Source organism: Vibrio sp. ArtGut-C1 (assembly GCF_002105475.1).
GTDB lineage: Bacteria > Pseudomonadota > Gammaproteobacteria > Enterobacterales > Vibrionaceae > Vibrio > Vibrio diabolicus.
Genome location: NZ_NCTH01000018.1, coordinates 49224 through 62187 on the forward strand (window position 1 = coordinate 49224; position 12964 = coordinate 62187).

General features: G+C 43.0%; 9 protein-coding genes. 2 read left to right on the forward strand and 7 right to left on the reverse strand.

Annotation, left to right across the window (positions count from 1 at the left end):
• Positions 1 to 6 precede the first annotated feature (6 nt).
• Together tssM and B7360_RS15655 are read left to right on the forward strand one after the other, a co-directional pair.
• The gene (gene tssM, locus B7360_RS15650) at positions 7 to 3399 is read left to right on the forward strand and encodes a type VI secretion system membrane subunit TssM (protein WP_085343946.1); all 3393 of its coding nucleotides are present in this window, start codon (positions 7 to 9) and stop codon (positions 3397 to 3399) included.
• A gap of 28 nt (positions 3400 to 3427) precedes the next feature.
• Positions 3428 to 3880 carry an Lrp/AsnC family transcriptional regulator gene (locus tag B7360_RS15655; RefSeq protein WP_005373369.1) on the forward strand — a complete coding sequence of 151 codons (453 nt, stop codon included), beginning with the start codon at positions 3428 to 3430 and terminating at the stop codon, positions 3878 to 3880.
• 54 nt (positions 3881 to 3934) lie between these two features.
• On the opposite strand, the gene tssG is transcribed toward B7360_RS15655, so the two are convergent.
• The 7 genes from tssG to B7360_RS15690 form a co-directional block, all read right to left on the reverse strand.
• Positions 3935 to 4933 carry a type VI secretion system baseplate subunit TssG gene (gene tssG, locus B7360_RS15660; RefSeq protein ID WP_006741089.1) on the reverse strand — a complete coding sequence of 333 codons (999 nt, stop codon included), beginning with the start codon at positions 4931 to 4933 and terminating at the stop codon, positions 3935 to 3937.
• On the reverse strand, positions 4930 to 6678 hold the full coding sequence (tssF, locus tag B7360_RS15665) for a type VI secretion system baseplate subunit TssF (protein ID WP_006741090.1): 1749 nt from the start codon (positions 6676 to 6678) through the stop codon (positions 4930 to 4932). Before tssF ends, tssG begins: the two co-directional genes overlap by 4 nt.
• Positions 6679 to 6688: 10 nt before the next feature.
• Positions 6689 to 7099 carry a type VI secretion system baseplate subunit TssE gene (tssE, locus tag B7360_RS15670; RefSeq protein ID WP_005392634.1) on the reverse strand — a complete coding sequence of 137 codons (411 nt, stop codon included), beginning with the start codon at positions 7097 to 7099 and terminating at the stop codon, positions 6689 to 6691.
• A 61-nt stretch (positions 7100 to 7160) separates the two neighbouring features.
• Complete coding sequence (gene tssC / locus B7360_RS15675; RefSeq protein WP_085343947.1) at positions 7161 to 8636, reverse strand: type VI secretion system contractile sheath large subunit; 1476 nt, start codon at positions 8634 to 8636, stop codon at positions 7161 to 7163.
• A gap of 8 nt (positions 8637 to 8644) precedes the next feature.
• Positions 8645 to 9151, reverse strand: a complete 507-nt coding sequence (gene tssB / locus B7360_RS15680) for a type VI secretion system contractile sheath small subunit (RefSeq protein ID WP_045377053.1) — start codon at positions 9149 to 9151, stop codon at positions 8645 to 8647.
• 26 nt (positions 9152 to 9177) lie between these two features.
• Positions 9178 to 10746, reverse strand: a complete 1569-nt coding sequence (gene tssA / locus B7360_RS15685; RefSeq protein ID WP_085343967.1) for a type VI secretion system protein TssA — start codon at positions 10744 to 10746, stop codon at positions 9178 to 9180.
• Positions 10733 to 12733: a protein kinase gene (locus B7360_RS15690; protein WP_085343948.1), complete on the reverse strand. Its 2001-nt coding sequence runs from the start codon at positions 12731 to 12733 to the stop codon at positions 10733 to 10735. Before B7360_RS15690 ends, tssA begins: the two co-directional genes overlap by 14 nt.
• Between the last annotated feature and the right edge of the window lie 231 nt (positions 12734 to 12964).

Sequence of the window (12964 nt, forward strand, 5' to 3'; positions counted from 1 at the left end):
AGGCTTATGTTCAAACAAAAACTGTTTAGAAATCCAGTTGTGATTTCTACTATATTAACGCTTTTAGTGGCGATAACCATTACCGCTATTTATCTTCTTTTTCTAAAAGATGCAGATAAACTGTATCTTTGGCTGAGCCTTGGTGTTATCGCCATTTTCTACGTCACTTTTCAATTCACACTATGGTTGAAAAAAAAGAACAGCGCTAAAGCTCAAAATTTGGAAACTGAGGAAGAAGCTCTTTCTATGGTTATCCAGCCTCTTCTTGCTAACTCAGGCAAGAAACCAATTTATCTGATGCTTGGTAATAAAGGGGCAGGGCGACGTCAATTTTTATTTAATTCTAGTGCAATTAAACCAATGGATCGCACGAGAACCGCTAAGAATGATTTTTTTGAATGGTACGAATCTGACAGCGCTGTGTACATCAAACCAGACCAACGCTTAGTGTTTCAAGAAATATCAAGCAGTGATGCTTCTTTATGGAATACATTCATCGAAGAAGTGATTCGCCACCGACCTAGAAAACCATTTTCTGGCTGTTTATTCTTTATCGACTTCGAGTTCATGATCGTCTCTGAGCCAGAACAAAAAGAGTACACTATTTCGTCGTTATTGGAGCGCTTGAGCACTATCAACTCTAAAACGTCGTCAGCATTACCCATTTATCTAATTATGTCGAAGCTAGACAAGTTAGATGGATTTAAAGAATACATGCACTTTAGCTCTCTTAAGACACGTGTAGAGTTCCTTTCTATCCCGCTGAAAGAGGCCAAAGGTGTTTTTTCAGAATACTACCGTGATAGCTACCGAAATCTAGTTAAAGTGCTTGAAAGTAACGCGCTAGATGCATCAGCTAACTCAACAGATATCGACGAGAAACAGGCAATTCTCGCTTTCCCTAAGCAGTTTGAGCTATGTCAGTCTGAAGTCAGCTATGTCCTTGAGCGTCTGTGTGATGTTAACAACGGTGTTTATTCGCTAGATATCCGTGAAATTTTCTTTAGCTCAAGTTTACAAGGCGGTCGTAAATACAATTTACTAGCAAAAAGTTGTAGTAACTACTTCAACTTACCAATTATCGCCTCTGAGCATACCCAGTTGACGGAAACACCGTATTTTTCTCGCTTTCTGATTGATTCGCAAATATTGCCTGAAAGCGATTTTGCGGGAGAAAACAAGACGTATCTTCGTCTAATTCAGAGACAAAGCCGGTTAGCCATACTCGGCTCCATTATTCTGCTTGCTGGCGGTGGTTACTTTTTTGCAACTACGTTAGACAGTAATTTACATGTGATGAATCAACTACTAAGTATTGATGACAAATCACAAGCAGAGCACGATGCAAGATTTAGTGAGCTTTTAGAAAATGCAACCAAAGCGATAGAACCGTCTTATGGGGCATGGCTTAAAGGTTCTAAGGCTTTAGATGAGGAAATATTACCACTCAATATTAGCCGTTTGGATCAAAGCACTCGCATTGCCTACGAAGCGTTACTTAAGGAAGTCGCTCAGCAGCTAATACCTCTGATTGAGAAAGGTTACCGCCTACAATTGGCACAAAATCAAAACGCTTTCACGCGCGCTTTACCTCTATTGAAGGGGTATTTAATGCTTAACGATCCATCTAAGCGTGATATCCGTTTTTTACGTCATCAAACACTCCAAATGATGAGTGATTTGAGTAACCAAAGTGACGTCGTTGATCAGGCCATGCGCTACTTAGACGCCTACTTTCGCACACAATTTGCTCCAATCGATATCAACATGGATCTTGTTCGCGCAACACGTCGCTCATTACTTGCAAATTCGAATGTCGACCTCGTGTATGCAGGCATTTTAAACGAAGCAAGCTCTATTGATTTAGGAACATTAGATCTGCAACGAGCCGTCGGTTTTGAGTTTAGCAATGTATTTAATACGCCAATCGATAGCGAACGCTTAATCGTCGATAAGATCTATACCTCCACTGGTTTTAGCACCTTTTATCGACCACGCGTGGACTTAATGTCACAACGAGTAATCAGCGACAACTGGGTTCTAGGTCTATCGCAACATGTCATCCCTACCAACGAAGAGCAAGAAGCCTTTAAAGAAGAAGTGCGAAAAAAATATACTGATGACTACATCAATAACTGGCGTAATGCGCTGAGTGAGCTCAAAGTCCAAAACTATGACAACGTTGGTGACCTGACCAACGCGATAGACTTAATCTCTGGCCCTTCTTCACCAATGACAACGGTATTGAAGCAGGTCTATGCCAACACACAATTTTCACCCGTTGGCGAAAAAAGCGCTCTAATTTCAAAACTTGACCCGAAACTCGCGGCAGCAGCAGATTCGGCATCAGATGCTGTAGAAGAAGTGGTAAAGCCTGATTACTTGCTAATGCAACGTGTTGAGCAAGCCTTTCACCTATTAAACCAGCTTCAAGTGAGTGAGACACCAAACTCCCCTACTCCTTGGGATGAGACCGTTGCAGCGTTGAGTCGTGTTCGCACCTACATGAAAGACATCGCCGACGCGCCAGATCCACAAATGGCGGCGCTAGCAGCAGCACAGCATCGAATGAACAGTACTGAGGCGGACCCATTAATCAAGCTTAAACAGATTGCACAAAAATCACCAGAACCCGTTCGCAGCTGGTTACTAGATGTGGTTCAGCAAAGCTGGTCAGTAATGATTACAGAGTCCGCAAAAGGCATCCAAACTCAGTGGTACAGTGAAATTTATACCAAGTTTAAAGAGATTGGATTAGGGAAATATCCATTTGACCTAACAGCGACCGAGGAAATCTCAATTGAAGATTTCGAATTGCTATTTGCTTCAGGTGGCTTGTTAGACACATTTATTCAGAAAAACTTTGCACCGTTCTACGATACGAACTTGTGGACGCCAAAGCAGGTAGATGGTGAGACGATGCCAATCTCTCCAGCTCTGCTAGTGCAACTACGCAACTATAATGTCATTCGAGATACATTAATTAATAAAAGCACCAACCGAGTTCATATTCCGTTTAGTGCAAGAGTACTCGACCTTGACTCTAGTGCAATTAGAGCCAGTTTAAAAATTGCAGATACCAATATGAGTTACTACCACGGTCCAAGCCGAATTCGTGAAATGGCCTGGCCACCGCAAAATGGTGACTTCAATATTAGTATCACACTCCAGGATGTAACCGACGAAGGTAGACAGCACGTTTTAAATAAGAGTGGTCAATGGGCGATATACAGATTGCTAGGTGACTCGACCTTGACAAACACTCATAACGGCAGCTTTGTCAGTGACATAAAAGTGTCAGGGAGGGACTTAAGCTTACGCATCACTCCATTGACGCAGAAAAACCCATTCACTCTTGCTGAGCTATATAACTTTACGCTCCCAGAGTCGATTAAATAACAATATAAAAACAAAATAGGCAGAACACATGATTTCAAACATGACTTTACAAGGTTTAGATAAATTAGATCGAAAAATACTTTCAAGTCTATTGTCAAACGGGCGTGAGTCTATTGCGAATCTATCTCGAAACATTGGTTTGTCTCGTACAGCAGTAGCAGAAAGGATTAATCGTTTAGAAAAGACCGGTATTATCAAAGGCTATACCGCACAAATTCGTGTAGAAAACGAAGGGCGCAAAGCCGCAAGCTATCTATTGATATCTTGTGAAAAGGGTAAGAAAAATGATGTAACAAATGCGCTTAAAGAAATCCCTGAGGTTCGCTTAACAAGCGTTGTTGGTGGCAACTTTGATATTATTGCCCTAATTGAAGCGCCCGATCTGCAGTCTATTCATCATCTTTGTAACGAAATTGAGTCATTTAACGGGATTCAAAGGCTTGATACTACCGTCGTACTTCACCAGCCGATCAGCCGTTAAGCTTTTCTGACCTTTTTGATGACAACATAAAAAGCCGCTCGTAGAGCGGCTTTCTTATATGCTTCCGATAACTCGGATTTTGGCATCTTTATCACTTGGGTTACCTAACCAGAATGTTTGTCCTAAGTGGTTCCCTTCCCCATTACCTAGCTTATTCTCTGGTATACTATCTAAGTTAACTGTCAACTTTAAGTCCCACGACATCGGGTCACGCAAAATGAAACGCATTAGGCCGACCAGTGTTTTGTGTAACTCACCATCGTAGGAAAACTGCTTAAATGTTTCAAAATCGATGCTGTCGATGCAAAGATTAAATTTGCCGTTTAAGTCCGCAATACTTTGTCCTAAGTGCAAATTTTGCCCTAATATGCAATTAGCACGGTTGAGTTTATTCCGTTGGCTTTCTGCGATTTCTACGCGGCGATATACCCACTCTTCAATGCGCACGCTAGGCAACGAGAAGTAATGCGAAACAATACCGGAAATCAGCTTCGGCGAACGCGTACGCGTAGAAAGTTGGTTTACATAAGACAGTATTTTCGCTCGATCTAACTCTGCGACCTTACTATCTTGCATTACGCTAGATAGGCCCGCCAAGTGCAGAATACGTCCAGAGAAGGCATCACTTGCCCCGCTTTGGTACTGCACGTGATATCGGTATTTCTTCCAAACCCGATACAACAAACTGGTGTACCTATTATGGAAAAAATCAAAGAAATCTTTTACCGGATTGTCTTCGGGATCTCGCCCTGCCAGTTTCTCAGTATAAGAAGCAGGAAGTGGTGAGCTTGAACCATGCAAGCCAAGAAAGTTAGTTTCGACTCTAGAATACTGCTGGCCATTTCTCTCCATATGAGCAATAAAGTCCATATCGCTCTTTGGAAAAGATAAGTTTGGCGAAACGCTGAACTCAATACGTTCTTGGTGGAAGTACTTGTTCTCACCGACGGCGACAAAGTTAGAGTTCGGCTCTAGTTGATAATGCTTCTCTAGCAGCAAGACTGCTTGATAGAAACTAAACTCATTCGACTTATCAGAAAGTGTATTAATCATAGTATCGTCTGCTGTCCGATAAGACTTGCCCAGTTATAAACCTCGCCTGTCGCTTCATCAAACACTTCCAGTTCGGTAAAGGAGTTCACACTCGAATACAAACGGATGAATTCGTTAAGCACCGTTGCCATCAAGAACATGTCGCCTTCATTGACAAAAAATTTGGAATTGGTGACCAACTTAAACTGATTGCCGCGTACCGAAACGCCACGAAACACACGGTCGATTGGTTTCATTTCCGAAGAGATAACCCCATCAAGTCGATGAATTGATGCACGGTGCGCTTGTCTGTCAACTCGAGAGTGGAAATCATAGGTAGAGAGAAGTACTTTAAGTACATCAATATTTGCCAGCGATAAATAGTTGAGTGACATATTCGCAATTAGCTGCCACTGAAGCTCACCATTCACTTGCGGACTGACCGATTGAGTGGGCTTGGTAATATTCCTAAACGTCGCATAGGTCGGTGATTTATGAGTCGCGTAAGTGATATCCCCCACTGACAAACGTTCCGCCAAATCTGCGTTACTACATTGCAGTTTCATGAGTACCGTTTCTGTCCCCAGTTCCGCAATGTCCCCATTATGAGTATGAAATGATATGTAGCGTTCAAGGCCTCTACCGCTTACACGCTCAGCGACTTTAGATTTGTAGAACTCGCGCTTATCTCGTTGGTTAATTTGATGCTCAAATGATTCAAATTCAATCAGAGACTTTCGACGACGCTCGTCTTTACTCCAGCTTTCCACTTGCTCAATGGAATAGACTTCGTAATGCTCCTGAGTGTTGCTTTGCGGACGTACCTTGTACTCGTTACGTCGGTGCTCTAAACGAATTGGATCGCCATCTTTTTCAAATAAATTAACGGCAGGCGTACAGTGCAATTTCAAGTGTTTATCTTTAAGCACCACTTCTGACGGTAATGCACGCTTAAAGTGGAATTTGATTTTGACCGTGCTACGTTGTGGAATGCCTTTTAACCACTCTAAGCCTTTAATGTCGAAGAACATGAACTTATCTGGCAAAGAGAAGAATTCTTGCAGCAAACGATAGCCTGCAAATGAATTTTTGCTGTAAGGCAAGAGCGCTTCGTCCTCTTCATGCCCAACTGGCTTAACGTATTCTGGCCCTAAGCGATGTTTGTAACCACCACCAACATCTAATTCGACATAATCTAGGTAACGGAACAGCCATAAGAAGACAGTTCGAGTAATATGAATCTCGCCATGCAGGTGTAATCGCAGCGTGTCTAAACCGATCCGAGACAGTTCAAGGCCATGCTCCGTCGATAAAGTCACATCAATCATCGAACTGGTGCGGCTGTTGGTCTGTTCGATGTTAGTGATCGTAATTGGGTATAGATTGACGTCGTAACAAGTACGGAACAAACATTGCGTGCCCTCTACCTGTTCACTCGCCATTTCTGCGCCACGTTTCACCACGGTTTTCTCAGTAACACTTCCGGTATGCGGTTTTAGTTCGCTAATGCACAAAGACGGAATCGAACGCATGTAATGTGGCCACAGCAAAGTCATCAGAGATTGCGTCAGCTCAGGCAGTTCATCATCAATCTTTTCGCGGATTCGACCTGTCAGAAAGGCAAAACCTTCGAGAAGTCGTTCGACATCTGGGTCAAAGGTTCCCTCAGATAGAAAGTGAGTTAACTTCGGATGATATTTGGCAAACTCACTACCCGACTCACGCAAATACGTGAGTTCATCTTGAAAGTATTTACTGTTACTCAAGTGGCACCTACTAAACGTTAAATTGGCCGTCGGTTCCCATGTAGACGTCTATCGACATTGGGACTTTACCGCCGTTATGGGAAACTTCGCCGCGAATACCAAAGCCGAGTTGTAGCGGGTTATGGTGATCTTCACGGTAATTAACCTCGACATTCAACAGTCGCGGTTCAAAGCGTTCTATGGTTGACGTGATATTTTTTTGAATGTGGCGAACTAGGTTCGTGTTGTTAGAAAGTACGTCATTAAAATCTGGTAAACCATACTCATTGTCGATCATTGCATTCCCAGAATGGGTATTCAGCAAGTCTGCGAGATGAGAATGAATAGATTCAATCAAATGCTTGTGAGAAACGACTTTCTCGTAACAGTTTTTGGGTTCACCAAGCTCAATACGCTCTAAAAGGCGATAACCTTTTTCCATCTTCACTCCTACGAAAAAAGCAGCCAGTCTTTACTGGCTGCTTTATGGTTTCAGCAATGGGTTATTGGTCTAACTTACCAACTAGAGACAAGTCGAAGCTTGCACCCATGTACTTGAAGTGAGGACGTACAGACATTGATACTTTGTACCAACCTGGGTCGCCTTCTACGTCTGATACTTCAACCTTAGCAGCACGTAGTGGACGACGACCACGGACTTCTGCTGGCGGATTTTCCTGGTCAGAAACGTATTGACGAATCCACTTGTTCAGTTCAATTTCTAGGTCTGAACGCTCTTTCCACGAACCAATTTGCTCACGCTGTAGCACTTTAATATAGTGCGCTAAACGGTTGATAATGAACATGTAAGGAAGCTGAGTACCTAGCTTGTAGTTCATCTCTGCTTGTTTGCCTTCTGGCGTGTTCGCAAACACTTTCGGCTTTTGAACAGAGTTTGCAGAGAAGAACGCCGCGTTGTCAGAACCTTTACGCATGGTTAGCGCAATGAAGCCTTCTTCTGCTAGCTCGTACTCGCGACGGTCAGAAACAAGAATCTCAGTTGGGATCTTAGTTTCGATTTGACCCATGGCTTCAAAGTTGTAAACCGGTAAGTCATGCACAGTACCACCGCTTTGAGGACCAATGATGTTTGGACACCAACGGTACTTAGCGAAAGACTCACTAATTTTTGATGCCATCGCGTACGCAGAGTTACCCCATAGGTAGTTGTCATGGCTGTCTGTTACTTGCTCATCGTAGTCAAACGCCTTAATTGGGTTATCTTCTACTGAGTAAGGCGTACGTAGCATAAAGCGAGACGTACATAGACCTAGGTAACGTGCATCTTCGTGTTCACGTAGACCGCGCCACTTCGTATATTGTGGACCTTCGAATACTGACTTAAGGTCTTTCAGGTTTGGTAGCTCTTCGTAGCTATCTAGACCAAAGAACTTAGCCGAAGCAGACGTGATGAAAGGTGCGTGAGACATAGCACCCACGTTCGCCATGTATTCCATCAACTTAATATCTGGAGAAGACGCTGACATCGCGAAATCACAGATAACAGCACCAACTGGTTTACCACCAAATTGACCGTATTCACGTGTGTAGATCTGTTTGTAAAGACCAGACTTCACCACTTCTGGAGCGTCTTCGAAGTCATCAAGTACTTCATCTTTCTTCGCAGAAATCAGTTCAATTTGAATGTTCTCACGGAAGTCAGTGTGATCAACAAGGTACTTAAGACCACGCCACGTTGACTCAATCGCTTGAACTTCTTCGTTGTGAAGAATCGCATCAACTTGCTTGGACAGTTTTTGATCGATTTCAGAGATCATTAAGTCAACCAAAGATTGGTCTACTTTCTCTGTGTTCGAGCTGCTTAGTAGCTCACTGATGAATGCTTCTACGCCGCGTTTTGCAACGTCAAAACCTTCATCACTTGGCTTTAAACGAGTTTCGTTAAGAATGCTATCCAGAAGTGAGCCTGATTCAACTAAGGCTGCTTCTTGTTCTGGAGCTTGTGCTTCTGCAGACATGATATCCCTTACTCTTCTTTCGCTTCTTGGTCGTTGCCAATGCTTAGTTCATCCAACAGTTTCTTTCTCGCTTCTTCGTCTTGAAGAACCGATGCGATCTTCTTACGGAACGCAGGAACGTTACCTAGAGGGCCTTTCAATGCAACCAACGCTTCGCGAAGCTCAAGCAAGCTGTTCAGCTCAGGTACGCTTTTCGCGATCGCTTCAGGAGAGAAGTCCTTCATGTTTTGGAACGTTAGGTCAACACCGATTTGGCCGCCTTCTTCGTCAGAAAGACGGTTTTCAACGTTCACTTTAACGTTTGGAGACATGCCTTCTAGCACTTCGTTAAAGTTGTCTTTGTCGATATTGATTGGAGTACGTTCTTCGATAGGCGTCTCATCTGCACGTGCAGTAAAGTCACCAACCACCATCATGCTCAGCGGCAGTTCTACGTCGTCTTGCGTATCACCAGTTGCTGGAACATAACGGATATTAATTCGCTCTTTAGGAGCCACCGAGCCGTCACGTGACATAATTAGTTCCTTATTTAACTCTTTAATTAGTCATAAATTGCTTGCCACTCTTCATACTTCTCAGGCAAAAGATCCTTACTTCTGAATAACTGATGGAGTGTTTTTCGAATCAGGTCTTCTAACTGTGACGATAAGTGGGGTTCCCAGCTCGCGAGATTAAACGCTTTTTGTACTTCCCAACCCTTCTCAAGATAAGGCAGACACAATGGGTATAATCCAACAGACTGGTAAGCTGCTATCAATTGTAAATACAGCATAAACTGTCCACGTCCCGAGCTATCCAGCTCAAGTTTGCGGGCAAGTTCTGCGGCATATTCCCCTAGGTTTTCTAGAGTGATATCCTCCATCGGCAGCGAATCTTCTTCAGAGATCACAACTGTTTGCACTACAGGTTGAGAAGTTGAAGAAGTTGCATCTTGAGTCGATAACCAGCTCAAGGTTGCTTCATCTGCAAATGGTATAGAATTCTTAAATGAGAGGTGTTCAATGCCCTCTAATGAATCAACAAAACGTTTCACTTCTTGCTTTACTGCGATTGCCGCATCATCAAAGCCCAAGTTATTGAGCATCGAGAACACGAAGTGATGCCCCGTCAGCCAGAATGGTGCGTCGGTTAACGTACGCTCCAAGCGTTTGATCGTGTCGATGTCGCTTTCTTGATTAGCTTTGTCACGATAGTCCGCCTGTTGATCCGAAGACACCGCCAAGCTCAATGGCGTTTCGTTGTTTTGATGATCAGGAAGACCATCAATGTCATCCCAAGTCAGATGGCGATAAATTCGGTATGCCAGCGGATCACTTGGATTCGCATGAAGCATGACTTCCGCGACTTTTTTTAACGTGCGTTTTGAAGCCGTAGGCGATGAGAAATCTGTATCGACATCGACTTCTTTTGCTACGGCTTTCTTAACTGGCGCAGGTTTAGGGGCCGGCGGAACCGTCTTCGCTGAAGCGGTTTGAACATCGTTCTGTGCTGGCGTTTCTACCGCGGCAGGCTGCGTAGCTGGTGCCGCTTGTTCGATGGTAGCGACTGAGTCATCGCTCTGGTCATCGGCAGCTGCTTGTTGAGATAAAACATTGAGCTGCGTGCGAATCTCAAAGAAGTCAGCTTCGGAGTCTTGGTAAACATCGTCGTACTGACGCTGCACTTCTTCAATCGCCGAAATACAGCCTGAAACTAATTCCCAAGATTGCGCACTGTCCGCAAGCTTAGTGCTCATCAATTTAAATTGATGATTCAACCACTCCACCGCTCCGTCTCTACCGCGTTTCCGTGACGGGTAAAGATCACTACCGAAGCAAGCTAACGCCTCATTAATCAGTTTCAGACCTTGCTCAAAACCTTTGAGCCCAGATTCCTCGGCAAGCGCTCTTACTAAATAGCAAAGTGCTTTTAAATCTTTACTATGATGCTCGAGCACTTCCATCGCATTGGTTTTTACTACATTCCAGTCGACTGTTTCGCCAAATAGAGAGCCGAACTTTTTTACCTCGGCTTCCATCATTTCATAGCAAAACTCGTAACGAGCATCGTTACCCGCAGGAGATTCATCAGAAATCGGTTTAAGAAGGTGATCAGTATCAATGTTGGACAAAATTCGCATCTCCTTCAGTCAAGTAGTCTCTCAATGCACGAGCTACGGCAATGGCACCATTTGCAGGCTTAGAAAACTGATGACTCTGATTAATCGCATCCGACGCCATGCTATCTAGAATTTTTGTGATTTCTGTAAATTTTCTTGGCGCATTTCGTTCTAAATCAGCAAGGGACTCATGCAATTTCTGTTTGTCGAAAATGGATTGCTCCATCACCGTACTAAACAAAATAAATTCGCTTCTTGCGATGATTAAGTCTGTTATTTTTTTTTCTAGTTCTGGCGTATTACCAAAGTAGTCTTTGGCTAATTCAGCTTCTTCAATCGCTTTGGTATAAAAGTGCGCTTCTGCATGTTTATCAATGGAGTCATTAATTTTTTCCATCACTCTCTTTGGTAAGATTTGGCTATAGAAATATGCCTGTGACTGGTTTAATAACCACGCCTCTTTCATTTCTTCTTCTGCGAGCTTAGCTTCACCATCTAAAATTAAGTGAGCAATCTGCTTATCACGACTGCCAGCAATGGCAGATACTTTCATGGAATCAACAGAGGCGACATTCAAACCCGACATCACTTTAGTCAGCGTTTCGTCCGCATCAGGAAACAATGCACCATCACGAACGAGTTCCTCTCGCAACGTGACAAGCTCCTTGCGTAAATCCACTAGTGTCTGTGGTAGTCCATCAGCTAAAGCTTGGTAAGACTTCAACTGAGTCTGTTTTTCATTATATAAACCCGAAAGGCTTAGTTGCTGAACTCGATACGCTTCTCGGTAGGCTTCAGTCGTATCAACGCTCTGCTCAGTTTTTGCTAATACTTCTTTGATTTTCCATGGCGGCTCAGCCAAAAAAGAAGCAGTATCTGTGGGCGTGATTGTGTGACTTAAAGGTGTCGTTTCTTTGGCAAAAACAGCATCCAATGCATCCGAATTTTGCTGATACAAATAACTTCCTGTCATTGCCACCACACTCAACACTAAACTCGCCTCCAATAGTTTGAAGCGTCCGTACGCTGTTTTATCATTCGACTTACAGTGTGTAAGCAGAAGATCCGCATTACGCAAGCTACTGAAAATTGGTGCGTTAGAATTTGAGTTAATCGATTGAGTATCGATTCGTGCTAACTGCTGGGCGAAAGAAATAGCGGTATAGCCATGCCCTCTTGGTTTATTGATGACTTGTTTCAACAACTTCCAAATATGAGCCGGGATCAATGCAGGACGCTTTCGGTCTTTTAATTGTTTATTCCAAGTATCACCAAATATTGAACCCAAAAATAAATGTCCAGCGAGCAAAGCAAGGGAGTAAACATCATCTTGCGGTTCCGCGATGCCAGTTTCGATATAAAGAGGTGAAGCGTAGTTCAAGCTTGCTTCTGCGTAAGGTTCCGTTTCTCCAATATAACGAGCAGCACCGAAATCGATGAGTTTAACGTAATCGCCTTCACTCACTAGCACGTTGGATGGCTTAATATCAAGATGGCAGATGCCTCTTGTGTGCATAAACTCTAAGGCACCAGCGAGTTGATATACCAACCAAGCGATATGGTCGTGGCGGAAACCTTTAGAAGAATGACGCTCCATCTTTTCTGCCAGTGATTCACCTTGGATCCACTCGTACATCAAATATGGGCGTTCGAATTCGTTGCCGATTTTTATGAAGTTAGCCACGCTAGGATGTTGGGAAAGCTCTAATCGACTCGCTTCGTTAACCAACATTTTACTCGCAAATTCTGACGAGTCATCATTGATAACTTTGCAACAGATCTGCTTTTCTGGCTGCCCTTTTTTTGCGAGATGATAAACGGTTGTTTTACCATTTTTAGAGGGAAGCTTGTCTAATACATCAAATTGTGAAAAAAGCACGTACTCAAGCTTTGGCTTATTTTTTTCTGCTAGCCTTTGCTCATTCAGTTTCTTTTTCTCAATAGCTTTCACAACCAACTGATCGATATATCCTTTGGCTGTACTCTGATTATTAGACACTTAGTACTCTTTCATAGAATAAATATTATTAGAGTTGAATAATATTTTCTTGAACATACTTGTATCAAGGCTAGTATTTAAAACAAACAGTAAGCCTATTATTTTAGTTATTATTACTAACTTATTAGAGTTTTTTACTTACGCTTTCACTGCATCAGTTATACGCTTTTTCATGATACAAACGTAAACCTAATAATATGAGTGTATTTTCATTGCCATTTGATCGATGAG

Coding starts and splice junctions, on each gene's coding strand:
- tssM (WP_085343946.1), top strand. CDS start 7: ATGTTCAAACAAAAACTGTTTAGAAATCCAGTTGTGATTTCTACTATA.
- B7360_RS15655 (WP_005373369.1), top strand. CDS start 3,428: ATGATTTCAAACATGACTTTACAAGGTTTAGATAAATTAGATCGAAAA.
- tssG (WP_006741089.1), bottom strand. CDS start 4,933: ATGATTAATACACTTTCTGATAAGTCGAATGAGTTTAGTTTCTATCAA.
- tssE (WP_005392634.1), bottom strand. CDS start 7,099: ATGGAAAAAGGTTATCGCCTTTTAGAGCGTATTGAGCTTGGTGAACCC.
- tssC (WP_085343947.1), bottom strand. CDS start 8,636: ATGTCTGCAGAAGCACAAGCTCCAGAACAAGAAGCAGCCTTAGTTGAA.
- tssB (WP_045377053.1), bottom strand. CDS start 9,151: ATGTCACGTGACGGCTCGGTGGCTCCTAAAGAGCGAATTAATATCCGT.